Origin of the sequence: Nocardia sp. CA-136227 (assembly GCF_050955695.1) — a bacterium.
Lineage (GTDB): Bacteria > Actinomycetota > Actinomycetes > Mycobacteriales > Mycobacteriaceae > Nocardia.
On sequence record NZ_CP192081.1, the window covers coordinates 6,275,334 to 6,300,401 of the forward strand.

Consider the following 25,068-nt stretch of genomic DNA (forward strand, 5'->3'; position numbering starts at 1 on the left):
AGATCAACCACGGAAGGACCTGCCGGTGGCCATCACCGACATCAAGGCGTTCGCCCATCTCACGGCGTCCGATATCGAGACCCTGGGCCAGGAGCTCGACACCATCCGGCGCGATGTCGAGCACTCGCTCGGCGAGCGTGACGCGCGCTACATCAAGCGCACGATCGCCGCGCAGCGCATCCTCGAGGCCGCCGGTCGCGCGACCCTGTTCGCCTCCAAGAAGCGCTGGGCCTGGCTGACCGGCACCGCTCTGCTCTCGGTCGCGAAGATCATCGAGAACATGGAGCTCGGGCACAACGTCAGCCACGGGCAGTGGGATTGGATGAACGACCCGGAGATCCACTCCACCACGTGGGAGTGGGATATGACGGGGACGTCGGCGCAGTGGAAGGCCGCGCACAACTACTCGCACCACATGTACACCAACATCCTCGACATGGATGACGATCTGGGCTTCGGCATCCTGCGCATGACGCGCGACGAGGAGTGGAAGCCGATCAACCTGGTGCAGCCGGCCGCGAACCTGGTGCTGGCCGCGCTGTTCGAGTGGGGCATCGCGCTGCATGATCTGGCTGCCACCAAGGAGCAGATGGGTGTGCCCCCGTCGCAGCTCTTCCCGCCGCGCCACATCCTGACCGAGCCGAACAAGGCGTTCTGGCGCAAGGCCGGTAAGCAGGTCGCCAAGGATTTCGTGATCTATCCGGCGCTGACCGGTCCGGCGTGGAAGTCGACCCTGAAGGCGAACGCGACCGCGAACCTGGTCCGCAATCTGTGGGCCTACGCGGTCATCTTCTGCGGCCACTTCCCCGACGGCGCGGAGAAGTTCACCGAGGAGCAGTTCGAGAACGAGACGCAGGGCGAGTGGTACCTGCGGCAGATGCTGGGCAGCGCCAACTTCGACGCGGGCCCGGCCATGGCGTTCATGAGCGGCAATCTGAGCTACCAAATCGAGCACCACCTGTTCCCGGACCTGCCGAGCAACCGCTACGCGCAGGTGTCGGTGAAGGTGCGCGAGCTGTGCGACAAGTACGACCTGCCATACACCACGGGCTCGCTGGGCAAGCAGTACCTGCTGGCGTTCCGCACGATTCACAAGCTGGCGCTGCCGGACCAGTGGCTGAAGCGGACGGCCGACGACGCCCCGGAGACCTCCTCGGAGCGCAAGTTCGCGGGCATCTCACTGCCGGCGTGGAACGGCTCCGAGTGGCTGGCCGAGCACAACAAGTCCGGCGAGTGGCTGGCCGTGCACAATGCGTCGGAGTGGCTGGCCGAGCATCAGCCGAGCTGGGGCCTGGACCCGGAGACGGGTGAGCGGCGCGGGCTGCGGTCGGCGCTGCAGGAGGCCAAGGTGGCGCTCAAGGAGAAGGCCGCGCACGAAAAGCAGGTGCTGCGCGAGGCCAAGGAGGCCTTGCGCGAAAAGGCTTTGGCGGAAAAGGCTTTGCTGACCGAGAAGGCTCAGCGCGAGGGTTGGTTCTCGCGTAAACTCCGCCGTAATCGCTAGCAGACGAGGGTCGCGAAAACAATGCGGGATTCGACACGGTAGAGATTCGATCGTCGTAACCTACGGGACCGTAACCTACGGTACTGTAACCAGCATGGCGATCTCGGATGTCAAGGAATACGCGCACCTCACCCCGGAGGATGTCGAAGCGATCGGGGCGGAGCTGGACGCGATCCGCCGCGAGGTCGAGTCAACCCTGGGCGAGCAGGATGCCCGTTACATCCGCAATGTGATCCGTCTCCAGCGCGGCCTCGAAATCAGTGGCCGCGCAGTGCTTTTCGCTAGTCTGTTCCCGCCCGCGTGGCTGGCCGGCGTCGCCCTGCTGGGCACCGCCAAGATCATCGAGAACATGGAGATCGGCCACAATGTGATGCACGGGCAGTGGGACTGGATGAACGATCCGGAAATCCACTCCACCAAGTGGGAATGGGACAACGCCGGTCCCTCCGAGCACTGGAAGATCACCCACAACTTCCTGCACCACAAGTACACCAACGTGCTGGGCATGGACGACGACATCGGCTACGGCCTGCTGCGCGTCACCCGCGACCAGCGCTGGACGCCGTTCTACCTCGGCCAGCCGGTCTACAACCTGCTGCTGCAGATGTTCTTCGAGTACGGCGTCGCCATCCAGCACCTCGAGCTGGGCAAGGTCGCCAAGAAGAAGTGGGCCCCGGGTTCGCCCGAGCGCATCCAGTTCGAGGAGGACCGCAAGACGGTTCTGAAGAAGATCGGCAAGCAGGCCGCCAAGGACTACCTGATCTTCCCGCTGCTCACCGGCCCGTCCTTCCTGGGCACGCTGACCGCGAACCTGGCCGCCAACGTCGTCCGCAATGTGTGGACCAACGCGGTCATCTTCTGCGGCCACTTCCCCGACGGCGCGGAGAAGTTCACCAAGTTCGACTGCGACAACGAGACCCAGGGCGAGTGGTACCTGCGCCAGATGCTGGGCTCGGCGAACATCTCCGGCGGCCCGGTCATGCACTTCATGAGCGGCAACCTGTCGCACCAGATCGAGCACCACCTGTACCCGGACATCCCGTCCAACCACCTGAAGGACATCGCGGTGCGGGTGCGGGCGCTGTGCGAGAAGTACGACCTGCCGTACACCACCGGGTCGCTGCCGGTGCAGTACGCCAAGTCGTGGCGCACCATCATGAAGCTGTCGCTGCCCAACAAGTACCTGCGCCGCTCCACCGACGACGCTCCGGAAACCAAGTCGGAGAAGATGTTCGGCGGCGCGACCACCGTGGACCCGATGACCGGCCGCCGCCGCGGCCTGCGCACCGCGCTCAGGGAGGGCCGCCGCAAGCTGGCCCGCCGTGAGCCCGCCATGGCGGGCTAGTCCCCCACGACCGCGAACGCCTCCCGCCGGACTCTCCGCGGGGGGCGTTTTCGCTGTGGAGGGCTGCCAGGTTCGGCGCGGATCCGGCCTGGTTCACTGGACCGCGTGTGTTCCGAAGGCCCGATCAGCCCCCTCGAATGTCTGAGCGTCTACGACGCCATCAAGTTGCGTCGTGACGTCCGCGCCGAATTCACCGGCGAGGTGGTCGACGACGCCACGCTGCTGCGGATCCTCGAGGCGGCCCATCGCGCGCCCAGCGTCGGCAATTCCATGCCGTGGGATTTCGTGGTGCTGCGCGATCCGGGCACGCTCGGCAAGTTCGCCGATCACGTGGCCGAGAAGCGGCAGGAGTTCAACGACTCGCTGCCCGCCGACCGCGCCGAGACCTTCAATCCGATCAAGATCGAGGGCATTGTCGAGAGCGGCACCGGGATCGTGGTGACCCACAATCAGGCCCGCGGCGGCACCCACGTGCTCGGCCGGGCCACGGTGCCCGAGACCGGCATCTACTCCACCATCCTGGCCATCCAGAACCTGTGGCTGGCCGCCACCGCCGAGGGCGTGGGCGTGGGCTGGGTGAGCTTCTACGACGAGCCGTTCCTGATCGACCTGCTCGACCTGCCGCCCGGCGTGAAGCCGGTGGCCTGGCTCTGCGTCGGCCCGGTCCACGAGTTCCAGCAGGTCCCGGACCTGGAACGGTTCGGCTGGCGCAATCGCCGCCCGCTCGAATCGGCCATCCACTGGGAGCGGTTCACGCCCCGCGCGGACGACTGACCTCGACGACTCGGTGCCGCGGGGCGGTGGCGTACCCGACGCCCGCACCCGCGGCGGCGGCCTGCTGGCCCATGAGGTTCAGGGTGTCCACCCGGTTGCCACGACCACGCCCGTCCGGCGCTTGCTCCGCAGGTTCGACAGCCCGATCGCCGAGCCGGTCAGCAGCACGAGGGTGTCGAGCGGAATTCGCCACTGCCAGAACAGATCCGCGTAGCGACCGGGATCCGCGGTCGCCGCGCCGCGCAGCACGGCAAGCACGATCCAGCTCGAAGCCGAAGCGGCGAACCAGAATTGGACGCGAGCGAACGGACGGGCCAGCGCCACCGTGATCAGCACCGACACGTTCACCGCGATCATCAGCAGCGACAGCAGCAGGCCGTAAACCGTTGCGAGGCTGTTCACATCGCCGGTGTGGCCGCGATGCGAACCGGCGTACTCGGCGACGGCGTAGACGACGATCAGCACCAGCCCACCGGCGACGGCGATCGTCAGGGCCGCCCGGTGCAGCCACTCGTTGTCCCACACCCGCGCCACGTACGCGCACAGCAGGCAGGCCGCCGCCAACAGCAGCACATCGGCGATGATGCCCGCGAATCCGCCGGTCGCGACGAAGGAGTCGACATTGTCGCGGCAGCGCGGCTCGATGAGGATCGCGCCGAGGGCCAGCAGCGCCGCCGCCACGGTGAGCAGCCGGGTGCGGGGCGCGGCGCACCACAGGGTGAGCCGGACCAGGGCCACGGCGGCCGTGACGGCGATGGCGGCCGCGAAGACGATCTCCATTCGTTCCTCCCGCGGCCCGCGCGCTATTCCTCCAGCAATCCGTGCCCGAGCCGTTCGCGTGGTGTGGTTGTGGACTGGTCCTCGGCGGCGTCCGGTTCGGGATCGGCCAGGCGCCGGGCCACCTCGGCGGCCAGTTCCGCGCCGGTCGCCTCGCGCAGCGCCTCCACCAGGGAGGCGCGCAGGACGTCGTCGCGGGTGAGGAACCCGGCCGCGATCAAACCTTCGATCGGACTCACACCATAGGTGCGGCAGAACGCGATGACCGTTTCCGCGACCGGCGAGTCGCTGCTCAGGTGCCGGGACACCCGCATCTGGTTGGTGCCCATCCGCGCGGCGATGGCGCGGTCACTGTCGCCGTTGGATACCGTCTGCTTCCACTCCCGGAATCCCACACCTCGATTGTGTACCGGATGTGTTTCACGCTGCAATCATTCCGAGAGGCGCGGCGGGTCCCGGCTCAGCGCAGCGCGTCGGTGGGGTGGTGCCCGATGACGGACACGTCGTCCAAGGTGACCACGGGATCGCCCGAGTCGTTCTTGCCGTTGATGGTGATGGTCCCGGTGAACTCGTCACCCTGTTTGACCGACTCCCGGACCGGTCCGGTGAGCTCCACACGCGCCCCGTCGATCGTGTAGTACCGGGTCGGCTCCCCGTGCACGAACCCGAGCGTCCACACCGCCGCGTCCGAATACACCAGTCCGTAGACGGAATACCGTTCCCCGACATGCCGTCCGGCATCGTGCAGCCGCAGCTTCAGATCGGAGACCGGCTGCCCACCCTCGGACCCGGTCGCCGGAAGTGGCAGCGCCGCAGCGTTTCCCGCCCCGGCGATCCCCGCCGCGAGCAGGACTGCCGCGGTGCCGATCATCGTCCTGCCGTTCATGATCCGCCTCCGCCCAGCTCGTTTCCCCCGGGATACCCATTCGACGCCGAGTCTCCACCAACGATTTTCGATCCGCCCGCCGGAAACCCCGGTCCGCCGTGGCGGATCGGGGTCTCACCTGCACGAAGGCGCATCCGCGCCGAATGTCCGTACTGCGGCGCAGTCGCGAAGCCGGCCACCGGCATTCACGCCGGTGACACAGAAGTGTGTCAGCTAGACGGCTTCCAGCACCGCCGAGGCTCCGATGCCGCCCGCGGCGCAGATCCCGAGCAGTGCGGTGGACTTGCCGGTGAGGGCGAGTTCATTGGCCATGGTGGTGACCATGCGCGCGCCGGTGGCGCCGAACGGGTGGCCCAGGGAGACCGAGCCGCCGTGGACATTGAGCTTGGCCGGGTCGATCTCGCCGACGGCGGTGTCGCGGTCGAGGCGGGTCTTGGCCCATTCGTCGCTGGCCAGGGCGGAGACCACGGACAGGGTCTGGGCGGCGAAGGCCTCGTGGATGTCGACGAAATCGATGTCACCCAGCGACATTCCGGCCTGGTCGAGGGCGCGCGGCATGGAGATGGCGGGGCCGATGAGGACCTGGTCGCGCGGGTCGACGCTGACGAAGCTCCAGGAGCGGAAGGCGGCGAGCGGCGTGAAGCCGAGGGCGCGGGCCTTCTCCTCGCTCATCAGCAGGACCGCGGACGCGCCGTCGGTGAGGGGGCTGGAGTTGCCCGCGGTGACGGTGCCGTTCTCGGCGAAAACCGGTGCCAGTTTGGCGAGTTTGGCCAGGCTGGTGTCGCGGCGGACCAGGCCGTCGCGGGTGACGGCGGTGCCGTCGGGGGTGCTGACGGAGAGCACCTCGCGGTCGAAGCGGCCGGATTCGATGGCGGCCGCGGCGCGGTGGTGCGAGGTGGCGGCGAAGTGGTCCTGCGCGCCGCGGGAGACGCCGTGGATGCGGGCCATCTTCTCGGCGGATTCACCCATGACCTCGCCGGTGGTGCGCTCGGCGATCTGCGGGCGGCGCGGCATGAGGTCGTAGAACGGGGCCAATTGCGTTGCCGCGGTGAGGTAGTCCTTGGCCTTGGGCTTGCCCAGCGCCAGCGGCGCGGCAGCGTGCACCAGCTTCTGCGGCAGCTTGACCTCGGCGTTGCTGGTGGAGTCGCTGCCGCCGGCGATCATGATGTCGTGTTCGCCGCGCTCGATGGCGGCGGCCGCGGACACCACGGCCTGCAGGCCCGACGCGCAGGCGCGGGTCACCATGTAGCCCTCGCAGCCCGGGTCGAGTTCGAGGTCGAGCGCGATCTCGCGGGCGATGTTCGGCGCGGCGCTGGGCAGCACCACGCCGCCCCACACGATGCCCTGGACGTCACCCTTGGGCAGTCCGGTGCGTTCCAGCAGCCCGCGCACGGCGATGCCGGCCAGGTCGATGGAGTCCATGCGTGTGAAGTCGGTGAATGCCCGCACGAACGGGGTCCGAGCCCCGGCGACGATGACAGCACGGCGAGCGCCCTTGGTAGCCATGGCACAGTCTTAACTGATACGCGCCGTAACAGCAAGACTTGCCCCGGACAACAGGCGACCGGGGCCTGTCCCATGACCCCGGTCGAAAAGTGGATGTCCCTGGTTACCGACTACGCGAGCCTGATGAGCCCGTAGTCGAAGGCGTGACGGCGATAGACGACCGACGGTCGGTCGGTCTCCTTGTCCTGGAACAGGAAGAAATCGTGACCGACGAGCTCCATCTGGTAGAGGGCGTCATCGACCGTCATGGGTATCGCGGGGTGCTGCTTGGTGCGCACGACATGGCCGGGACCGGCGGAATCGCCTTCCATCGCAGCCGAATGGTCGTGGGCCTCGGATCCGTTGTCGGAGAACAGCGATTCGTCAACCAGACCCGCGGTCGCCTCCGCGACCGAGATCGGCGTCTTGTCCCCGTGATGCACGCGGCGGCGATCCTTGAGCCGGCGCAATCGGCTCTCGAGCTTCTCGACCGCGCCCTCGAGGGCCGCGTAGAAGCTGTCCGCACAGGCCTCGGACCGCACGATCGGGCCCTTGCCCCGGGCGGTGATCTCGATCCGCTGGCAGTTCTTGCGTTGACGACGGTTACGTTCGTGGGTGAGCTCCACGTCGAAAAGGTAAATGGTGGGGTCGAAGCGCTCGAGCCGAGACAGCTTGTCCGCCACATGAATTCGGAAATGGTCGGGCACTCCGCCCTCCCCCAGGGTCCTGCCCTTGACCACGACGTCCGCCGTGGTGGCCCGACTGGCTGATTCGTCGATGAGCTCGTCATCGAGCAGCACCGAAGTGCTTGCATTCTTCGCTGAGAGTCGTGAAGAAGTCGTCACGCGTACCTCCCGGATCTGGCCGCACAAGCCGCTCGTGCGGCGGGATTGAAACGTGTGCCGACCGATGGAACTCGCATCGGCACATATGTCCGAGGCGCCACCTCCAAACTTGCGGTTCGGGTGTCTGATCGCCAACCTAGTGCGCCAGCGACCTGTCCGCCAGTGTTCACGCAAATTTCGGAGAATCAAGCAGCGCAGGTAACCAGCACGGCACGCACGGCGATCCGCGCGGCGGTGAGCGCTCGGACCGATTCGGTCACCGTGACACCGGTGGTCAACACGTCATCGATCACCACTACCTCGGCATTTGCCGGAAACAGCGCGCTCGGGGGCCGGGTGGTGGCTACCATGATCCGCCCGTGCAGATTGTGCTGGCGATCGCGGCGCCCGAGGCCGACCGAATCCCGCACACCGGGACCCATGCGCAACACGCGTACCAGGCGGCAACCCGGTAGCCAACCCGCCGCGACGCTCGCGGCACGCACCACCGGATCGCCGCCGCGCCGCCGGGCCGCGGCCGCGCGACTGGGCGCCGGCACCAGCGCCAGGGGCCGGGACGCATCCCGCAAATGATCCAGCCCCCTGGCCAATCCGGTTCCCAAGGGCCGGGCCAGCTCCCGCCGACCCTGTTCCTTGACGCCCAGTACGGCCCGTCGCGGCGGACCCGCGTAGGCGGCCAGCGCCCAGCACGGCACCCCGGGATCGGCGCGCGGTCGGATCCGGATGGGCGGGCCGGACAGCGCGGCGGCGCAGTCCGCGCACCACCAGATACCGGCTCGCCCGCACCCGCCGCAGGCGCGCGGCAGGATCAGATCCAGCAGTTCCCCCATGCCCCCAGTGTGCGCCTAGCCGGGCAGCACCGGAACCGCGTTGGCCCCCAGACCCGGAACTTCGCGCCAGTAGTCCTCGCGCCCTTCGGGATTGCGGGTCAGTTCCAGCACCGCGCGCGAATCGGCCACGTACTCCTGATCCGGGGAGGCGCTCACCACCCGCACCGGCGGGGTGAGGTTCTGCGAGGACTGGGCCCGGTACTCGGATCCGTCGACCAGCACGCCGGCCACCGGGTCCACCGTGCCGTCACGGGCCACGATGACCCGTTCGTCGGTGAGCCAGTCGATGGACACCGCGGGCGTGGACAGTCCGATGGCCAGCGGCAGCGGCGAGGACAGCGCGAACTTCCCGTTCGGCTTCGGGACCACCACCGCCACGTACACCTTGCCGTTCGCGATGATCGCCGCCCGCGCCCCGGACGGGGAGATGCGCAGTTCGGTGATGGGGGTGCGCGGCGAGGTCGAGTTGATCGCCGCCGCCATCAGGTCGGCGATGTCGACGTCCTGCACCGACACATTGCCGGTGCTGCGGTCGTGCACGGCCCGGATCACCCGGTCCCCGTCCACCACCGACCAGGCCGAACTGCCGTCGGCGGGCCAGGTGGGCCGGGTGAAGGTGCCGCCGGCGGCGACCGGAAAGCCCTGCCCGTCATAGGTTCCGACGATCAGGGTGCGCTCGGGTTCGGGGTCCGGACGGCCGGAGCGGGCCACCGCGGCGACCAGCGTCCCGTCCGGTGAGAGCCCCACCGACTGCAACGCGTGGGTGCTGCCGAAGAAGCCGGGGGCGGGCGTGATGCCGCTGCCGTTGACCGCCACCAGCGAACCGTCACGGACCGCGTGCAGACCGGTCCGGTTACGGGCGATCACATCCGGACTGCGGGCCTCCACATCGGCGCGCTGCCAGCCCGCCGAGTACTTCTCGACCAGCGGTTTGCCGTCGGCGTTGATCAGATACGGGCCCAGCACGTCGGCCCCGGACAGGGTGAGCACCACCTGGGTGGCCAGCAGGTCCCGGTTGGCCGGGTCGAGCGCGGCCGCGCCGGAGAAGTCGACGGCCATCCCGCCGCCCCCGACCCCGACGCTGTCGGGATCGCCATTGGCCTTGGTGACCGGGCCGCGCTGCGACACGGGCGCGCCCATCGGATTGTGCACGGCCGGGGCCAGCCCCGACTGCGGTCCCTCGCTGAGCATGCTGAGCAGCCGCTGCGCCACCTGGTCCTTGCGCGCGGAGATCCAGCGCAGGTCCGGCACCATCCCGGCCCCGGCCAGATTCGGGAAGAACAGCGAGTACCGGTGGTAGAACTTGGCGAACGCGGCCTGCTCGACGATGACGCCCGAGGGCAGATCCTTGATCCGCCACTCACCGCCGATCTTCTCCATGTCGATCTTGGTCTCCAGCGTGCCGTCGGCGGCCCGGTAGGAGCCGTCCGCGGCCAGCTCGCCGATCTTGCGCGCCCGGATCACATAGGTGGCCGAGTCACCCGTGCGGGACTCGCGCAAGGTGTTCGGCTGCGAGTCCACGATGGTGATCCCGGCCCCGTCGTCCCACTGCACATTGGCCGCGGGCGAGAGGAATTGGCGCGCCAGCTGATGCCGGTTCGCCGGGTCCGCGGTGGCCTGCAGGTAGTCCAGCAGCAGCTGTTCGGGCTCACGCCCGGCCACCGGCGGGTTGAGCGCGGTGCTGGTGGGCTGGTGGTCCAGGCTGCCCAGCGCCTGCGGTGCCGACGAATCCGGCAGGCTCGCACAGGAGCTCACCGCGATCAGGCAGCCGAGGGCCGCCAGGGCCCGGAACAGGGCCCTCGCCGGCCGCCTCATGATTGGCCGTCACCCGGCTCGGCCGGTGCGGAGCCCCCGGAAGCGTCACGCCCGGAACCGGTTTCATCGGCGCCGCCGGGAGGTGTTCCGGCGGTGCCGTTGTCGGGGGGCTCGGGCTCGAAGCCCTCGCGGACGGCCAGGTCGGCGGCGTCGGCCAGGTCGGCGGCGGTCACGTCGCCGTGGTCGGCGGTGGTGTCGTCGATCCCGGTGGCGGCCGGGAATTCCGGGGCGATGGCGTCGAATCCCGGTTCCACCGTGCCGGCGTCGAGGCCATCGGCGTCCGGTTCGATTGCGGTGGGCTCGGATTCGAGCGCGGCCAGGCCGAGCAGGCCCCCCGGGACCGCGTCGGGGCCCGCGGCGGCATCGCCGGACGCGGTGTCCGAGCCGGCCGGGGTATCGGAGCCCGCGATATCCAGGGCCAGTTGTTCGGGTGAGAACGCGCCGCGAATCTTGGGCGGCTCCAGCGAGAGTGGGCTCGTGCCCAGTTTGCGGCCGCGGACCAGCGGCAGGGTGAGCCGGAAGCTGGCGCCCACGCCGATCTCGCCCCACGCCTCGAGCTTGCCCTCGTGCAGGTTGGCGTCCTCGACGCTGATGGACAGGCCCAGGCCGGTGCCGCCGGAGCGGCGCATGCGGGAGGGGTCCGAGCGCCAGAAGCGGTTGAACACCAGCTTCTCCTCGCCCGGGCGCAGGCCCACGCCCTGGTCGCGCACCACGATGGCGACGGCGTTGGCGTCCACGTCGCCGCGCATGCGCATGAGGACCGGTTTGCCCTCGCTGTGGTCGATCGCATTGGCGAGCAGGTTGCGCAGCACCCGCTCGACGCGGCGCGGATCCACCTCGGCGACAAGGGGTTCCTCGGGCATGTCGACCACGAGTTCCACGCCGGATTCGCGGGCCAGGTGCCGCACCGTGGAGACCGCGGCCCGCGCGCACATCCGCACGTCCAGCGATTCCACCTGCAGCTCGGCCACACCCGCGTCGTGGCGGCTGATCTCGAGCAGGTCGTTGAGCAGGCCCTCGAACCGGTCGAGTTCGTTGACCAGCAGTTCGGCGGAGCGCGCCAGCGCGGGGTCCAGGTCGTCGCTGGATCCGTGGATGAGGTCGGCCGCCATGCGCACCGTGGTCAACGGTGTGCGCAGTTCGTGGCTGACATCGGAGGTGAAGCGGCGCTGCAGATTTCCGAACTCCTCGAGCTGGGTGATCTGGTTGGACAGACTCTCGGCCATCTCGTTGAACGACATGGCCAGCCTGGCCATGTCGTCCTCACCGCGCACCAGCATGCGTTCCTTGAGGCGCCCGTCCGCGAATCGGCTCGCGATGCGGGCCGCGGATCGGATGGGCAGCACCACTTGCCGGGTCACCAGCGCGGTGATGGCGGCCAGCAGCACGATGCCGCCGATGAGCATGGTGCCGCGCATGAGCGACAGGCTGCGTTGCTCATTGGTGAGCGGAAAGATCAGATAGATCTCCAGCGAGTCGATATCGGCCGACGGACTGCCGATGATCAGCGCCGAACCCTTGTACCCGTCCGGGCTGGAGACCGTGGAGAACTGGTAGGAGACCTGCCGCTGCTTGACGAATTGCCGCAGCTCGGTGGGGATCTCCTGGATCGAGCCGGAGGTGAGCTCCTGTCCGCTGTCTCCCGTCATCGCCAGGGCGGCCTCGTAACTGCCTGCGGCGCCTCCGGTCTGGGTCCCGCCGGCGCTGGAGAACAGCGCGCGGCGGGCATCGTCGAGTCGACTCTGCTGGGTGCCCGAGTCGTGCACACCGGTCAGTTGATTCTGAACGGTGTTGCGGGCGCGACCCATTTCCTCGACGGCCGCGTTGATCTTCGCGTCCAACAACCGGTCGGTGATCTGACTCGTGAGCACGACGCCCAGAATCGTGATGACGATCAGCGACAGGGTGAGGGTGGACACGACGACCCGCAACTGCAGCGAACGCCGCCACACATGGCCCAGTTGCTCGCCCAGATTGCGGAACCAGGCCATCACTACCGCCAGCCACCGCTGCACGCGGTTTCTGGAGCCATCGATCACGGCGGTCCGGCCTTGTAGCCCACACCTCGAACGGTCAACACGATCTCAGGGTTCTCCGGGTCCTTCTCCACCTTGGCGCGCAACCGCTGCACGTGCACGTTGACCAGGCGGGTGTCGGCGGCGTGCCGGTATCCCCAGACCTGTTCCAACAGCACCTCGCGGGTGAACACCTGGCGCGGCTTGCGGGCCAGCGCCACCAGCAGATCGAACTCCAGGGGAGTCAGCGAGATCTGCGCGCCGCCGCGAGTCACCTTGTGCGCGGGCACATCGATGACGATGTCGGCGATCGACAGCAGTTCCTGCGGCTCCTCCTCGGTGCGACGCAAGCGCGCCCGCACCCGGGCCACGAGTTCCTTCGGCTTGAACGGCTTGACGATGTAGTCGTCGGCACCGCTTTCCAAACCCAGGACGACGTCGACCGTGTCGGTCTTCGCCGTCAGCATCACGATGGGCACACCCGAGTCGGCTCGCAACACCCGGCATACGTCGATGCCGTTCATGCCGGGCAGCATGAGGTCCAGCAACACGAGGTCCGGGCGCAACTCCCGGACCGCGGTCAGCGCCTGCGTGCCGTCTCCGACGACGTGGGGGTCGAAACCCTCACCGCGCAAGACGATCGTGAGCATCTCCGCGAGAGCCATATCGTCGTCGACGACCAGAATCTTCGGCTTCATAACGTCTAGTTTGTCACCTCTCCGGCTCTGATTCGGCCGCCACGCCAACACTCGTGACCTGTCGGCGGACATCCAACCCTATCCAGCAACAATTTCCGCGAGGCGCGCGGCGAGTGTTGCCGGATCGTCTCCGGTTCGATGCACCCACCACGGTCCACGCCAGCTGATTTCGGCCAGCTCACGGTAGACCCTACCGGTGCGACGCTGCAGTCCACCGTCTTTCTCGTACGCGTCCAACGCGCGCGCGGCGTCGGCCTCGCCGCGCAGGCGGGCGCGCTCCTCGGCCACATCGACCGGAACATCCAGGAGAATCTGGACATCCGGGGCCGGCAGTCCGAATCGTTCGAACTCCAATGTGGCGATCCAGTCCACGATTTCACCGCGCGCGTCCTGTTCCATCCGCGCGGCGGAATAGGCGGCATTGGAGGCGACGTAGCGGTCCAGTAGCACGATGTCGTTGTCCGCCAGCAGCTTCGAGAGCTGATCGCGCGCGTCGGCCCGGTCGAGGGCGAACAGCAGCGCCATGGCGTTCACAGACTGGGCGGTATCTCCATGGCCGCCGCGCAGCGCCTCGGCCGCCAGATCGGCGTGCACCGAGACCCCGTACCGCGGGAAGGCCAGCGTCGCGACGCGCAGTCCGCGGGCGCGCAGGTCCGCGACGACAGCCTCGGTGAGCGTGCGTTTCCCCGCGCCGTCGAGTCCTTCCACCGGAACCAGTGCACCCATGCGGCGAGACTACCCAACCTCCGCCGCCATATAACGGCAGGTTCCCCTTTGTCCGGCAAGCCCGATCCGCGATCGCTGGAACAATATGGGCGAATCTGAAACGTTCACGATTCAACCCTTGTAGGTTCTAGCCACCACTCCCCCCGCAAGGAGCGCACCCCCTGATGAAGACACGCCTCACCTTGGCCGCCGTCGCCATCTCCACCGCCGCCCTGTCCCTGGCCGGCACCGCGAACGCGGCTCCTCTCACGCTCGACCCCGCCACCCCCGCCGCGGCCATCCAGGTCGCCAACTCCGGCTCGGCCTCCTCCCTCTCCTCCTCCGGTGGCTCGAGCGACTTCGTCGGCACCGACTCCAGCGTCAGCCAACTCCTCAGCGCCGGCCTGTGCATCATCACCGGCGGCACCTGGCTCCCGGTCTTCAAGACCTGCGCCCGCTAGTACCCACCGGTCGACTGTGCCGCCGCCCCGAACGGGTCGGCGGCACAGTCGTTTCCACACCCCACCCCGGTCTCATGCCCCCAGAATTCACGGCACAGTTCCGAAACACGTTCCTTTTAGAATTTGCCAACGTTGAACCATCAAGGAGCCGGCCGATGAAATCCACCCTGACGCACCGCGTCTCGACAATCCTGGCGACCACCCTGGCCACCGCCGCCCTCGCCACCGGCACCGCCACCGCGGCCCCGATCACCCTCGACCCCGTGGCGGCACCCGCCGATCCGGCGTCGATCGCCGACCCGTCCCCGACCGGATCCGCTGGGCTCGATCTGGGCAATGCGGTCCTCGCCACCGTCCTCAACCGGTTGGCCACCGGGTCCGCGCTGGCGAGCGGGAGCAGTCAGTGGGCTTGCAAGGGGCAGGGCGGCACCTGGATCCCGGGCGACAGCACCCACGATTCCTATTGCAAATATCCCCCGTTCAACCCGACCGCCCTCACGACCGACCCCGCCCCGGTCGCCGCGCAGCCGGTGGCGACGACCGCCGATTCGGGATCGTCCGGCTCTGGCTCAGTGGGAGAAACCAACTAGTTCGCGCGATAACGAGATTCGGCCGGTCACCCCGTGGGTGACCGGCCGAATTTTCAGCTGTTACAAGCGGTTTCCGCTCAGTAGCGGTAGTGGTCCGGCTTGTACGGGCCCTCCACGTCCACGCCGATGTACTCGGCCTGGTCCTTGGTGAGCTTGGTCAGGGTGCCGCCCAGGGCCTCGACGTGGATCTTGGCGACCTTCTCGTCGAGGTGCTTGGGGAGGCGGTAGACCTCGTTGTCGTACTCCTCCGGCTTGGTCCACAGTTCGATCTGCGCGATGACCTGGTTGGAGAAGGAGTTCGACATGACGAACGAGGGGTGGCCGGTGGCGTTGCCCAGGTTGAGCAGGCGGCCCTCGGACAGCACGATGATCGCGCGGCCGGTCTCCTTGAACGTCCACAGGTCGACCTGCGGCTTGATGTTCAGGCGGTCGGCGCCCGAGCGCTCCAGGGCGGCCATGTCGATCTCGTTGTCGAAGTGGCCGATATTGCCCAGGATGGCCTGGCCCTTCATCGCCTTCATGTGATCGAGGGTGATGATGTCCTTGTTGCCGGTCGAGGTGATCACGATGTCGGCGTCGGCGATGGCCTGCTCGACGGTGACCACGTCGAAGCCGTCCATCAGCGCCTGCAGCGCGTTGATCGGGTCGATCTCGGTGACCTGCACGCGCGCGCCCTGGCCGGCCATCGACTCCGCGCAGCCCTTGCCGACGTCGCCGTAACCGCAGATCAGCACCTTCTTGCCGCCGATGAGCACATCGGTGCCGCGGTTGATGCCGTCGATCAGCGAGTGGCGGGTGCCGTACTTGTTGTCGAACTTCGACTTGGTGACCGAGTCGTTGACGTTGATGGCCGGGAAGACCAGCTCGCCCGCGGCGGCGAACTGGTACAGCCGCAGCACGCCGGTGGTGGTCTCCTCGGTGACGCCCTTGACCGACTCGGCGATGGCGCCCCACTTGCCGCCGTCCGCCTCGAGACTCGCGCGCAGCAGGTTCAGGAAGACCTTGTACTCCTCGGAGTGGGTCTCGTCCTCGGGCGGCACGACGCCGGCCTTCTCGAACTGGGCGCCGCGCAGCACCAGCATGGTGGCGTCACCACCGTCGTCGAGGATCATGTTGGCGGGCTCGCCCGGCCAGGTCAGCATCTGCTCGGCGGCCCACCAGTACTCCTCCAGGGTCTCGCCCTTCCAGGCGAAGACCGGGGTGCCCTTGGGCTCGTCGACGGTGCCGTGCGGGCCGACCACGACCGCGGCGGCCGCGTGGTCCTGGGTGGAGAAGATGTTGCAGGACGCCCAGCGGACCTGCGCGCCCAGCGCGACCAGGGTCTCGATCAGCACGGCGGTCTGCACGGTCATGTGCAGGGAGCCGGAGATGCGCGCGCCCTTCAGCGGCTGCACGTCGTGGTACTCGCGACGCAGCGCCATCAGGCCCGGCATCTCGTGCTCGGCAAGGCGAATCTCCTTGCGGCCGAACTCGGCCAGTGACAGATCCGCCACCTTGTAGTCGATCCCGTTGCGAACATCAGGGGTCATCGTGCTGGACACTGAGGTCGTCATCTGCCTCTCCTGGTCGGCTGCTTCTCCCAAACCCTACGCGGCCGCCCGGAGGTCGTACGCGGCGAGGATGCGCTCCCGCTTGCGGGGTTGGATATTGGCCCGGCTGACGTCGCCCGCGTAGTGCGCGAGCAGGCGCGGATCCATGACAATGCGCCACAGCGGCGGGAACAGCGCCAGCACGATCATGGTCGCGTAGCCGGCGGGCAGCTGCGGGGCCTCCTGCGAGCTGCGCAGGGTCTGGTAGCGGCGGCCGGGGTTGGCGTGGTGGTCGCTGTGCCGCTGCAGGTGGAACATGAAGATGTTGGTGACCAGGCGGTCGCTGTTCCAGCTGTCGCTGGGCGCGCAGCGGGCCCAGTTGCCGTTCGGGCGCCGCCGCCGCAGCAGGCCGTAATGCTCGACATAGTTCACGGTTTCGAGCAGGCCCGCGCCGATCACGGCCTGCAGCACCAGGTACGGAAGGATGGTCGGGCTGTAGATCGCCATGAGTCCGCCGAACAGCACGACGGTCATGCTCCACGCCTGCAGGATGTGGTTGTGGACACTGAACCAGCGGTGTCCCTTGCGCGCCAGCCGCTCGCCCTCGAGCGCGATTGCCGACCGGAAGCCGCCGATCACGCTGCGGGGCAGGAACTCCCACAGGGACTCGCCCATGCGGGCGCTGGCGGGGTCCTCGGGGGTCGCGACGCGGGCGTGGTGGCCCTTGTTGTGCTCGACGAAGAAGTGGCCGTACGCCGACTGCGCCAGCGCCATCTTCGACAGCCAGCGCTCCAGGCTCTCGACCCGGTGGCCGAGTTCGTGGGCGGCGTTGATGCCGATGCCGCTGACGAGTCCCAGGGTGGTTGCCAGCCCGATCTTGTCGACCACCGACAGGTCGGTTCCGGCCCACATGCAGGCGGCGATGATCAGGCCGATCACCTGGATCGGCAGGAACAGGTAGGTGCACCACCGGTAGTACCGGTCGTTGCTCAGTAACTCGTAGTCCTCGTCGCGCGGGTTGGTGCCGTCCTCCCCGACGACCCAGTCCAGGACGGGTATCGCGATCAGGATGATGATCGGACCGATCCACCAGAACACCTCGAGCTTGGTGTGCAACACCAGCTGCGACGGCAGCAACGCACACCCGGGGGCAATGAGCCCCAGCACCCACAGGTGGCGTTTGGGATCCGGCGAACCCAACCGTTTGCCGAACATTCGCACCTTTTCTCCGCTACTCAACCTCATCGAACTTCGCAGCTACATATCTTGGAACCTAGCCGCTGTTACAGCACGTGTGCGGACCGAAAGGTGGCCACCGTTACATCATGAGCAGTCGGTTCCGGCGCAACCGACCCTGTGGTTCCCGTCACTGCCCCGTACGCGCAAACCAGCCGCGAACCGCGCTCGGCGTGCGATCCCCCCGCACTCAGCGCAACCACACGTAGCGAACCTGCGGCCGTCCCGTCCGACCGTAGTCGGTTCGCCGTTCCACCACGCCGTCTTCGGCCATACGTTCCAGGTATCGCCACGCGGTCACCCGCGAAACCCCCACCGCGCGGCCCGCTTCACCCGCGGACAGGCCTTCCGGCGCGGCCCGCACCGCGCGCGACACCTCGTCCATCGTCTGCGGCGCAATGCCTTTCGGGGACGTGGGCCGCTGCTCGGGTGTGCGCAGCACCCCGAAGGCGCGGTCGATGTCGTGCTGCGACACCGCCGTCTCGCCGGCGGGCAGGGCGGCTCGGTACTCGCGGTAGCGTTCCAGCTTCTCCCGGAAGGCCGCGAAGGTGAAGGGCTTCAACAGATACAGCACCACGCCGTGCGCGACGGCGGCGCGCACCATGGCCAGATCCCGGGCGGAGGTGACGGCGATGACGTCCGGGCGCGGGCGCAGCACCGCGAGCGCGGCCGCCACCGCGAGCCCGCTCATGTCCGGCAAACCGATGTCCATCAGCACCAGGTCGATCGGGACGCCGGAAGATTGTGACCTTTTCGCGATCGAGAGGGCCTCGCGCCCGGTGTGCGCGACCGCCACCACGTCGAAACCGTCCACCCTTTCCAGGTAAGAGCGGTGTGCCGCAGCAATTTTCGGCTCATCCTCGACGATCAGCACCCGGACCGGCGCCTCGCGGTCGATTCTCATCGCGGAAACCTCACGATCACAGCGGATTCCGGCTCGCGCCGGGCCCGCAACTCACCGGCGTGCCGGGCCACCAGCCGCCGCACCAGCGCCAGCCCGAGCCCGTGGTGGTCGGTCTTGGTGGAGTAGCCGCGCTCGGTGGCGCGGGTGAACAGCTCCTCGGACATGCCGGGCCCGCTGTCGGCGACCCGGATGTACAGCTCGGTGTCGTCGCGGCGCACCGTCACCTCCAGCCAGGCGTCCTCATCGTGGCCGACCTCGTCGAGGGCGTTGTCGATGAGATTGCCCAGCAGCGTGACCATCTCGTGCGGGGTGAGCGGCTCGGTGGTGTCGAGCAGGGTGTCGCCGGTGACGGTCAGCTCGACGCCGTATTCGGCGGCCTGCTCCACCTTGCCCAGCAGCAGCGCCACCACCGCGGGTTCGGCGACCGCCCCGGTGAGCCGGTCGATGAGGGCCTGGGACAGTTCGAGTTCCGCGGTCGCGAAGCTCACCGCTTCCCGGGACCGCCCCAGCTCGACCATGGTGACCACGGTGTGCAGCCGGTTGGCGGCCTCGTGCGCCTGGGCGCGCAGCGATTCGGCGAAGCCGCGCACCGAATCCAGCTCGCCGAGCACGTCCCGCAATTCGGTGTGGTCGCGCAGCGTGACCACGGTGCCGATGCGGCGTCCGGCGTGCTCGACCACATCCTGGTTCACCACCAGCACCCGTTCGGGGGTCACGTGCATCTCGTCGCGCACCACGCCGGTCCCCAAGCGCTGCAACGACACCGGCAGGTCCGCGCGCGTGATCGGCCCGTCGGGCAGGCCGAGCAGCAGGCGCGCCTGATCGTTGACCACCTCGGCGTCGGCGTCGGACTTGCCGAACACCAGCAGCCCCTCGTGGATGGAGTGCAGCACCGCGTCGTGGTGCTCGTACATCATCCGCAGTTCGGCTGTGCCCAGCCCGTGGGTCTGCCGTAACAGCCTGCGCCGCAGCAATAGTGAGCTGATGGTGGCGAGCGCCAGCCCGCCCGCGGCGACCGCCAGGATGAGCGGCAGCTGGGCGCGCACCTGCTCACCGATGTGGGTGCGGGTGACACCCGCCGACACCAGCGCGACGATGCGGCCGTCGGCGTCGCGGACCGGGGTGACCGCGCGGATGGAGGGGCCGAGGGTGCCGGTGAACGTCTCGGTGAAGGTCTCCCCCGCCAGCGCCCGATCGATATTGCCGCTGAACGGTTTTCCGATCCGGTCGGTCTCGGTGTGGGTGTAGCGGGTGCGGTCGGGGGCCATCACCACGATGAAGTCCATGCCGGTGGCCTTGCGGATGGCCTCGGTCACCGGTTGCAGCGCGGCGGTCGGGTCCGGGCCGCGCACCCCGGCCAGGGTGGAGGGCGACTGCGCGACCGCGACCGCGGTGTCGCGCACCTCGGCGCGGGTGGCGTCGTCCTGCACCCGGCGGGTCTGCAGGAACGTCAGCAGCGCCGCGGCGGCGATCACCGCCGCGAGCACCAGCACCTGGACGACGAACACCTGCCCGGCCAGGGTGCGGCGGGGTCTTCGGCCCTTCACGATTCCTCCGCGAACGTCATGAACATAATTTACGAAACAGTGACCGGCGTCACTCGGTGGAACATGATTCTCACGTTATGAGCGACAGTGCAACACCACCGGCCCGAGACCGTACCCACTGGCTGTACCTGGCCGTCATCGTGGCCGTCATCGCCGGTGTCGTGGTCGGCAAGCTGGCCCCGGGCTTCGGCAAGAGCGTCGGTGAGCTGGGCACCATCTTCGTGAACCTGATCAAGATGATGATCACGCCGGTCATCTTCTGCACCATCGTGCTGGGCATCGGCTCGGTGCGGGCGGCCGCCAAGGTCGGCCGGGTGGGCGGTCTGGCCATCGGCTACTTCCTGATCATGTCCACGGTGGCGCTGGGCATCGGCCTGCTGGTCGGCAATCTGCTGCATCCGGGGTCGGGCCTGAACGTGGCCGCGCACGCGAAGGAGGTCACCAAGTACGCCACCGACGCCAAGGCGGCGGGCGGCACCTGGCAGTTCTTCGAGGACATCGTGCCGACGACGCTGCTGTCGTCGCTGACCTCGGGGAAGGTGTTGCAGGCGCTGTTCGTGGCGCTGCTGGCGGGATTCGCCATCCAGGCCATGGGCGCGGCGGGTGAACCGATCCTGCGCGGGGTGGCCTCGATCCAGAAGCTGGTCTTCCGGATTCTGACCATGATCCTGTGGCTGGCCCCGATCGGCGCGTTCGGCGCGATGGCGAATGTGGTGGCGCGCACCGGATTGGACGCGGTGAAGCAGCTGGCGCTGCTGATGGTGGCCTTCTACCTGACCTGCGTCGTGTTCATCTTCGGCGTGCTCGGCCTGCTGCTGCGCCTGGTGGCGGGGACCTCGATCTTCAAGCTGGTCCGCTATCTGGCGCGCGAGTATCTGCTGATCTTCGCGACCTCGTCCTCGGAGTCGGCGCTGCCGCGGCTGATCGCCAAGATGGAGCACGCCGGGGTGGATCGCACCACGGTGGGTGTGGTTGTGCCGACCGGGTATTCGTTCAACCTGGACGGCACCGCCATCTACCTGACCATGGCGACGCTGTTCGTGGCCGACGCCATGGGCAAGCCGCTGGCCTGGCACGAGCAGCTCGGGCTGCTGCTGTTCATGATCGTGGCGTCCAAGGGCGCGGCGGGTGTCACCGGCGCGGGCCTGGCCACGCTGGCGGGCGGCCTGCAGAGCCATCGCCCGGAGCTGCTGGACGGGGTCGGCCTGATCGTGGGCATCGACCGGTTCATGTCGGAAGCCCGTGCGCTGACCAACTTCTCGGGCAATGCCGTCGCCACCCTGCTGGTCGGCACCTGGACCGACACCATCGACCCGGCCCGCGTCCGCGCGGTGCTGGACCGCGAGATCCCGTTCGACGAGCGGGCCATGGTCGACGACGACCATCCCGGCCCGCACGACAAAGACCTGGTTCCGGCCTGACCCCAACCCCTGGGCCGAAACCGGACCGCCGGCGCGTTCCCCCTGCTGCGCGCCGACGGCACCCGCACCCTGGTCCTAGGCGCGCACCGCGCCCAGGGCCAGGGTCGCGGCGATCGCGTTGGCGAGCTCCGCGCCCTTCTTCACGAAATGGCGGGCGAAGTACTCGAGATGTTCGGCGTGCTCGTGGAAGTGGTGCGGGGTGAGCACCGCGGAGAACACCGGCACATCGGTGTCGAGCTGCACCCGCATGAGCGCGTCGACCACGGTCGGCGCGACGAAGTCGTGGCGGTAGATGCCGCCGTCCACCACCAGCGCGACCCCGGCGACCGCGGCGTACGCGCCACTGGTGGCCAACCGCTTGGCCTGCAACGGAATCTCGAACGCACCGGGCACCTCGATCACGTCGATCTCGGTGTACCCGCGCTCGAGCAGCTCGGCCCGGCAGGATTCGACGGCCTTGTCGACGATGTCGCTGTGCCAGCGGGCGGCGACGAGAGCGATGCGATTCGGCATGGGTGACATGGGGATTCCTCCTGTTCGCTGTCACCCAGGGCATAGACGCGAACAGGGCCCGACCGCGCGGGCGGACGTGCCGGTGCCGCGTTCTCTTCCATCCGGACTCTGACCGTCGGCTCCGGGATCACACCGGAATCTGCTGGACCCACACCCGAGGGTGTGGCGCTCGCGGGCTCGTGCGTCCCGGATCGGTCCGGATCGCCATTGCCGCCGGTGGGGAATTCCACCCCGCCCTGAGAACGTGTACGACCGGACAGTAACACGGGGGTTCCGCCGTCCGGAACCCCCGTGTCCCGGTCAGCGCAACAGCACGTCCGCGTCGGCGGGGAGGGCGTCGACGGGCCACCAGCGCAGGTCGGTGGATTCCGAACTACGTACCGGGACAGCGCCTTCCGGGGCCTTGATCTTGAAGAGCAGGTCCAGGTGCCGGGTGGGGACGCCGAGGGAGCAGGTGATGGGGTGGGCCTGCGCGCCGTAGAGGCCGGGCTCGAGGGTCAGGCCCTCGATGCCGGATTCCTCGGTCGCCTCGCGGAAGGCGGCCGCGGCGACCGAATCGTCGGATTCCTCGCAGTGGCCGCCGAGCTGGATCCACCGGCCCACCCGCGGGTGCAGGGTGAGCAGCACCTCGCGCTCGTCGTGGGAGAGCACGATGGCCGAGGCGGTGATGTGCCCGGCCGCGTGCTCACGCAGGCAGCCGCGCGGCGCGGAACCGAGGAAGGCCAGCATGGCCTCGCGCAGCGACTGCTCGGGACCCGTTGCCGGGGACCAGGTCTCGAGCAGCTCGGTGGCGGACTTGTGTAGCGACTCCGCGCTCACAGCTCGACCAGGCCGATGCCGGGCTCGCCGACCTCGCGCGGGGCGAGCTCGTCGAGGGGGTAGCCGACGGCGATCGCGCCGAGCGGACTCCAATCCTCGGCCAGACCCAGCACCTCCCGGGTGACGTCGGGCGCGAAGATGGTGGACCCGATCCAGCAGCTGCCCACCCCGCGCACGGCCAGCGACACCAGCAGACCCTGCACGGCCGCGCCGACCGCGACGGTGAACATGGTCTTCTCCGCGGCCCGGCGGGTCTCGTCCGGATAGTCGTGCGCGCCGTCGGGCACGCAGAACGGGATGATCACCTCGGGGGCGTCGAACAGGATGCGGCCCCGCGCGACTCGCTTCTCCACGCTCTCCGGGGAGCGGCCGTCACCGGACAGGTCGGTCCGCCACTTCTCGGCCATGGCCTCGAGCAGCTGGTCGCGCAGACCGCGCTTGCGCACCCACACGAACCGCACCGGGCGGGTGTGGTGCGGGGCGGGAGCGGTGAGACCGGCGGCGACGGCGGCCCGGATGATCTCGGGTTCGACCGGGGTGTCGGCGAACTGGCGCACCGAGCGGCGCAGCAGCAGCGCCTGTTTGCGGCCCAGGTCCACCGATTCCTCGGTGCCGAGCCAGAACAGGTCCTCCTCGCCGCGGCGCAGCAGGTCCCCGGCGGTGGAGCCGTCGTCGGCGTAGTCGAGCCCGCGCACCACCGCGACCGGGACGCCGCCGAGCTTGCCCTTCACCAGGTCCGCGGCGGCGGCCAGTTCGTCGGCGACCGCGACCAGGGTGACGTGCAGTTCGTTGCCCTGCCCGTCGACCGCGCCGTTGTAGTCGTGCAGCACCCGCAGCCCGGCCGCGCCGATGGCGGCGTCGATCTGGCCGTTGCGCCAGGCCCGGCCCATGGTGTCGGTGATGACCACGGCCACCTGCACGCCGAGCCGTTCGGCCAGGCCCGCGCGCAGGGCCTTGGCGCTGGCGTCGGGATCCTCGGGCAGCAGCACGAGTTCGTCCTGCTCCACATTGGAGCCGTCGATGCCGGCAGCGGCCTGAACGATGCCGAGTTTGTTCTCGGTGATCAGGGTGCGGTTCTTGCGGGCGAGCACCCGCACCGACTCCTCGAGCACCAGCCGGCGGCGGGCGGCGTCGCGCTCCTCGGGGTCGGTGGGCACGGAGACCACGCGGCCCTCGGCCTTGGCGACGATCTTGCTGGTGACCACCAGCACGTCGCCGTCCTGCAGCCAAGGCGCCTGTGCCGCAATGGCTTCGGCGACGTCGTCGCCGGGCCGGAATTCGGGCAGGCCCGGAATCGGCAGGATGCGCAGTTCGCCGCCGGACGCGTGGTCGCCCTGGGTCTGGATGGAATCCGTTGTCACGGCTTGACTCCCGCGATGTCGAGGGCTTCGCGAACCATCTCGGCGGTGGTCGCCGGGTCGGTCATGAGCAGGGGGACGCTGCGGACTTCGACGCCCGGGATGTCGGCGGTGTCGCCGGTGTGGACGAGCCAGCCGTCGAGGATGCCGGTGCCCGAGCGCGCGCCGTAGTAGGCGCCGACCGCCTCCGCGGAGGTCTCCACGCCGATCACCGACAGGCATTCATCGGCCATGCCACGCAAGGCTTTTCCGCCGATCACCGGGGACAGGCCGATCACCTTCGCGCCCGAAGTGCGGATTGCGCCCCGGATGCCGGGGACCGAGAGGATGGCTCCGACGCTCACGACGGGGTTCGACGGAGCGAGCAGGATCACATCGGCCGACTCTATGATTTCCGTCACACCCGGTGCCGGTTTCGCAGCTTCTGCCCCAATAGTCACAAATCCATGGGTCTCAACGTTCGCCCGGTACCGGACCCACCACTCCTGGAAATGGATCGCGCGGCGTTCGCCAGCGTTCTCCGGGTCCGCGATGACGACATGGGTTTCGCAGCGGTCGTCGGTTGCCGGGAGCAGCTTCACCCCGGGCTGCCACCGATTGCAGAGCGCCTCGGTCACCGCGGAGAGCGGATAGCCCTGACGCAGCATTTCCGAGCGGATGAGATGGGTGGCGATATCGCGGTCGCCGAGGCCGAACCAATCGGGCTGGGCGTGGTATTTCGCCAGCTCCTCCTTGGCGCTCCAGGTCTCGTTCGCGTGTCCCCAGCCGCGTTCCGGATCGATGCCGCCACCCAGGGTGTACATGCAGGTGTCCAGGTCAGGGCAGATGCGCAGCCCGTGCATCCAGACGTCGTCACCGACATTGACGATGGCCGTGGTGTCGGCTCCGGGCAGCAGCTCGCGCACGCCCATCAGGAACCGGGCGCCGCCGACTCCGCCGACCAGGACCGCGATCCGCAGGCCGGTGCCGGGCGCGGTGTCCGCTTGTTCTCGAGTCACATCCGCACAGCCTATG

General features: G+C 68.6%; 24 protein-coding genes and 1 riboswitch. Of the genes, 6 read left to right on the plus strand and 18 right to left on the minus strand.

Features of this window, described 5'->3' with window-relative positions; genetic code table 11:
• The first annotated feature begins 25 nt into the window (after positions 1-25).
• From ACQP06_RS29115 to bluB, 3 genes are all read left to right on the plus strand, one after another.
• Positions 26-1,501 (plus strand): fatty acid desaturase family protein, encoded by a 1,476-nt coding sequence (locus tag ACQP06_RS29115; protein ID WP_379280007.1) that lies wholly within the window; start codon positions 26-28, stop codon positions 1,499-1,501.
• A 94-nt stretch (positions 1,502-1,595) separates the two neighbouring features.
• Entirely contained in the window at positions 1,596-2,846 is a 1,251-nt protein-coding gene (locus ACQP06_RS29120; protein WP_433667853.1) for a fatty acid desaturase family protein, read from the plus strand.
• 141 nt (positions 2,847-2,987) lie between these two features.
• The gene (bluB, locus tag ACQP06_RS29125) at positions 2,988-3,620 is read left to right on the plus strand and encodes a 5,6-dimethylbenzimidazole synthase (protein ID WP_433673459.1); all 633 of its coding nucleotides are present in this window, start codon (positions 2,988-2,990) and stop codon (positions 3,618-3,620) included.
• A 78-nt stretch (positions 3,621-3,698) separates the two neighbouring features.
• On the opposite strand, the gene ACQP06_RS29130 is transcribed toward bluB, so the two are convergent.
• The 10 genes from ACQP06_RS29130 to ACQP06_RS29175 form a co-directional block, all read right to left on the minus strand.
• Positions 3,699-4,400, minus strand: a complete 702-nt coding sequence (locus tag ACQP06_RS29130; protein WP_433667855.1) for a hypothetical protein — start codon at positions 4,398-4,400, stop codon at positions 3,699-3,701.
• Positions 4,401-4,423: 23 nt separating this feature from the next.
• Positions 4,424-4,792, minus strand: a complete 369-nt coding sequence (locus ACQP06_RS29135) for a hypothetical protein (protein ID WP_433667857.1) — start codon at positions 4,790-4,792, stop codon at positions 4,424-4,426.
• A gap of 65 nt (positions 4,793-4,857) precedes the next feature.
• Positions 4,858-5,283, minus strand: a complete 426-nt coding sequence (locus ACQP06_RS29140) for a hypothetical protein (RefSeq protein ID WP_433667859.1) — start codon at positions 5,281-5,283, stop codon at positions 4,858-4,860.
• A 213-nt stretch (positions 5,284-5,496) separates the two neighbouring features.
• Positions 5,497-6,789: an acetyl-CoA C-acyltransferase gene (locus tag ACQP06_RS29145; RefSeq protein WP_433667860.1), complete on the minus strand. Its 1,293-nt coding sequence runs from the start codon at positions 6,787-6,789 to the stop codon at positions 5,497-5,499.
• A 110-nt stretch (positions 6,790-6,899) separates the two neighbouring features.
• Positions 6,900-7,547: a ribosome hibernation-promoting factor, HPF/YfiA family gene (gene hpf, locus ACQP06_RS29150; protein ID WP_433673460.1), complete on the minus strand. Its 648-nt coding sequence runs from the start codon at positions 7,545-7,547 to the stop codon at positions 6,900-6,902.
• Between the two features lie 251 nt (positions 7,548-7,798).
• Positions 7,799-8,443 (minus strand): ComF family protein, encoded by a 645-nt coding sequence (locus ACQP06_RS29155; RefSeq protein ID WP_433667862.1) that lies wholly within the window; start codon positions 8,441-8,443, stop codon positions 7,799-7,801.
• 15 nt (positions 8,444-8,458) lie between these two features.
• Positions 8,459-10,258 carry an MtrAB system accessory lipoprotein LpqB gene (lpqB, locus tag ACQP06_RS29160; RefSeq protein WP_433667863.1) on the minus strand — a complete coding sequence of 600 codons (1,800 nt, stop codon included), beginning with the start codon at positions 10,256-10,258 and terminating at the stop codon, positions 8,459-8,461.
• Complete coding sequence (mtrB, locus tag ACQP06_RS29165) at positions 10,255-12,249, minus strand: MtrAB system histidine kinase MtrB (protein WP_433673461.1); 1,995 nt, start codon at positions 12,247-12,249, stop codon at positions 10,255-10,257. Before mtrB ends, lpqB begins: the two co-directional genes overlap by 4 nt.
• 44 nt (positions 12,250-12,293) lie before the next feature.
• The gene (gene mtrA, locus ACQP06_RS29170) at positions 12,294-12,971 is read right to left on the minus strand and encodes an MtrAB system response regulator MtrA (RefSeq protein WP_033090495.1); all 678 of its coding nucleotides are present in this window, start codon (positions 12,969-12,971) and stop codon (positions 12,294-12,296) included.
• A 78-nt stretch (positions 12,972-13,049) separates the two neighbouring features.
• Positions 13,050-13,697 (minus strand): dTMP kinase, encoded by a 648-nt coding sequence (locus ACQP06_RS29175; RefSeq protein ID WP_357087078.1) that lies wholly within the window; start codon positions 13,695-13,697, stop codon positions 13,050-13,052.
• 164 nt (positions 13,698-13,861) lie between these two features.
• On the opposite strand from ACQP06_RS29175, the gene ACQP06_RS29180 reads away from it, so the two are divergent.
• Positions 13,862-14,137 (plus strand): hypothetical protein, encoded by a 276-nt coding sequence (locus ACQP06_RS29180; RefSeq protein ID WP_433667865.1) that lies wholly within the window; start codon positions 13,862-13,864, stop codon positions 14,135-14,137.
• 155 nt (positions 14,138-14,292) lie between these two features.
• Entirely contained in the window at positions 14,293-14,727 is a 435-nt protein-coding gene (locus ACQP06_RS29185; protein ID WP_433667866.1) for a hypothetical protein, read from the plus strand.
• Between the two features lie 77 nt (positions 14,728-14,804).
• On the opposite strand, the gene ahcY is transcribed toward ACQP06_RS29185, so the two are convergent.
• From ahcY to ACQP06_RS29205, 4 genes are all read right to left on the minus strand, one after another.
• Positions 14,805-16,280, minus strand: coding sequence for an adenosylhomocysteinase (gene ahcY / locus ACQP06_RS29190; RefSeq protein WP_433667868.1), 1,476 nt, complete (start codon positions 16,278-16,280; stop codon positions 14,805-14,807).
• A gap of 33 nt (positions 16,281-16,313) precedes the next feature.
• On the minus strand, positions 16,314-17,471 hold the full coding sequence (locus ACQP06_RS29195; RefSeq protein WP_433667870.1) for an alkane 1-monooxygenase: 1,158 nt from the start codon (positions 17,469-17,471) through the stop codon (positions 16,314-16,316).
• 211 nt (positions 17,472-17,682) lie between these two features.
• Positions 17,683-18,396 (minus strand): response regulator, encoded by a 714-nt coding sequence (locus ACQP06_RS29200; protein ID WP_433667872.1) that lies wholly within the window; start codon positions 18,394-18,396, stop codon positions 17,683-17,685.
• Entirely contained in the window at positions 18,393-19,943 is a 1,551-nt protein-coding gene (locus tag ACQP06_RS29205; RefSeq protein WP_433667874.1) for a sensor histidine kinase, read from the minus strand. Before ACQP06_RS29205 ends, ACQP06_RS29200 begins: the two co-directional genes overlap by 4 nt.
• Before the next feature lie 77 nt (positions 19,944-20,020).
• On the opposite strand from ACQP06_RS29205, the gene ACQP06_RS29210 reads away from it, so the two are divergent.
• Complete coding sequence (locus ACQP06_RS29210; RefSeq protein ID WP_433667875.1) at positions 20,021-21,364, plus strand: cation:dicarboxylate symporter family transporter; 1,344 nt, start codon at positions 20,021-20,023, stop codon at positions 21,362-21,364.
• 75 nt (positions 21,365-21,439) lie between these two features.
• On the opposite strand, the gene ACQP06_RS29215 is transcribed toward ACQP06_RS29210, so the two are convergent.
• The 4 genes from ACQP06_RS29215 to cofD form a co-directional block, all read right to left on the minus strand.
• A complete protein-coding gene (locus ACQP06_RS29215) occupies positions 21,440-21,886 on the minus strand; it encodes a 6,7-dimethyl-8-ribityllumazine synthase (protein ID WP_357087100.1) in 447 nt (148 codons plus the stop codon).
• A gap of 76 nt (positions 21,887-21,962) precedes the next feature.
• A riboswitch (FMN riboswitch) is annotated at positions 21,963-22,125 on the minus strand.
• Between the two features lie 52 nt (positions 22,126-22,177).
• Positions 22,178-22,696 carry an NUDIX hydrolase gene (locus ACQP06_RS29220; RefSeq protein WP_357283541.1) on the minus strand — a complete coding sequence of 173 codons (519 nt, stop codon included), beginning with the start codon at positions 22,694-22,696 and terminating at the stop codon, positions 22,178-22,180.
• Positions 22,693-24,057 (minus strand): coenzyme F420-0:L-glutamate ligase, encoded by a 1,365-nt coding sequence (locus ACQP06_RS29225; protein WP_433667877.1) that lies wholly within the window; start codon positions 24,055-24,057, stop codon positions 22,693-22,695. The genes ACQP06_RS29220 and ACQP06_RS29225 overlap by 4 nt, the downstream gene beginning before the upstream one ends.
• The gene (gene cofD / locus ACQP06_RS29230) at positions 24,054-25,013 is read right to left on the minus strand and encodes a 2-phospho-L-lactate transferase (protein ID WP_379275090.1); all 960 of its coding nucleotides are present in this window, start codon (positions 25,011-25,013) and stop codon (positions 24,054-24,056) included. The genes ACQP06_RS29225 and cofD overlap by 4 nt, the downstream gene beginning before the upstream one ends.
• Positions 25,014-25,068 lie beyond the last annotated feature (55 nt).

Coding starts and splice junctions, on each gene's coding strand:
- ACQP06_RS29120 (WP_433667853.1), top strand. CDS start 1,596: ATGGCGATCTCGGATGTCAAGGAATACGCGCACCTCACCCCGGAGGAT.
- ACQP06_RS29130 (WP_433667855.1), bottom strand. CDS start 4,400: ATGGAGATCGTCTTCGCGGCCGCCATCGCCGTCACGGCCGCCGTGGCC.
- ACQP06_RS29140 (WP_433667859.1), bottom strand. CDS start 5,283: ATGAACGGCAGGACGATGATCGGCACCGCGGCAGTCCTGCTCGCGGCG.
- ACQP06_RS29145 (WP_433667860.1), bottom strand. CDS start 6,789: ATGGCTACCAAGGGCGCTCGCCGTGCTGTCATCGTCGCCGGGGCTCGG.
- ACQP06_RS29155 (WP_433667862.1), bottom strand. CDS start 8,443: ATGGGGGAACTGCTGGATCTGATCCTGCCGCGCGCCTGCGGCGGGTGC.
- lpqB (WP_433667863.1), bottom strand. CDS start 10,258: ATGAGGCGGCCGGCGAGGGCCCTGTTCCGGGCCCTGGCGGCCCTCGGC.
- mtrB (WP_433673461.1), bottom strand. CDS start 12,249: ATGGCCTGGTTCCGCAATCTGGGCGAGCAACTGGGCCATGTGTGGCGG.
- mtrA (WP_033090495.1), bottom strand. CDS start 12,971: ATGAAGCCGAAGATTCTGGTCGTCGACGACGATATGGCTCTCGCGGAG.
- ACQP06_RS29175 (WP_357087078.1), bottom strand. CDS start 13,697: ATGGGTGCACTGGTTCCGGTGGAAGGACTCGACGGCGCGGGGAAACGC.
- ACQP06_RS29180 (WP_433667865.1), top strand. CDS start 13,862: ATGAAGACACGCCTCACCTTGGCCGCCGTCGCCATCTCCACCGCCGCC.
- ACQP06_RS29185 (WP_433667866.1), top strand. CDS start 14,293: ATGAAATCCACCCTGACGCACCGCGTCTCGACAATCCTGGCGACCACC.
- ahcY (WP_433667868.1), bottom strand. CDS start 16,280: ATGACGACCTCAGTGTCCAGCACGATGACCCCTGATGTTCGCAACGGG.
- ACQP06_RS29195 (WP_433667870.1), bottom strand. CDS start 17,471: ATGTTCGGCAAACGGTTGGGTTCGCCGGATCCCAAACGCCACCTGTGG.
- ACQP06_RS29200 (WP_433667872.1), bottom strand. CDS start 18,396: ATGAGAATCGACCGCGAGGCGCCGGTCCGGGTGCTGATCGTCGAGGAT.
- ACQP06_RS29210 (WP_433667875.1), top strand. CDS start 20,021: ATGAGCGACAGTGCAACACCACCGGCCCGAGACCGTACCCACTGGCTG.
- ACQP06_RS29215 (WP_357087100.1), bottom strand. CDS start 21,886: ATGTCACCCATGCCGAATCGCATCGCTCTCGTCGCCGCCCGCTGGCAC.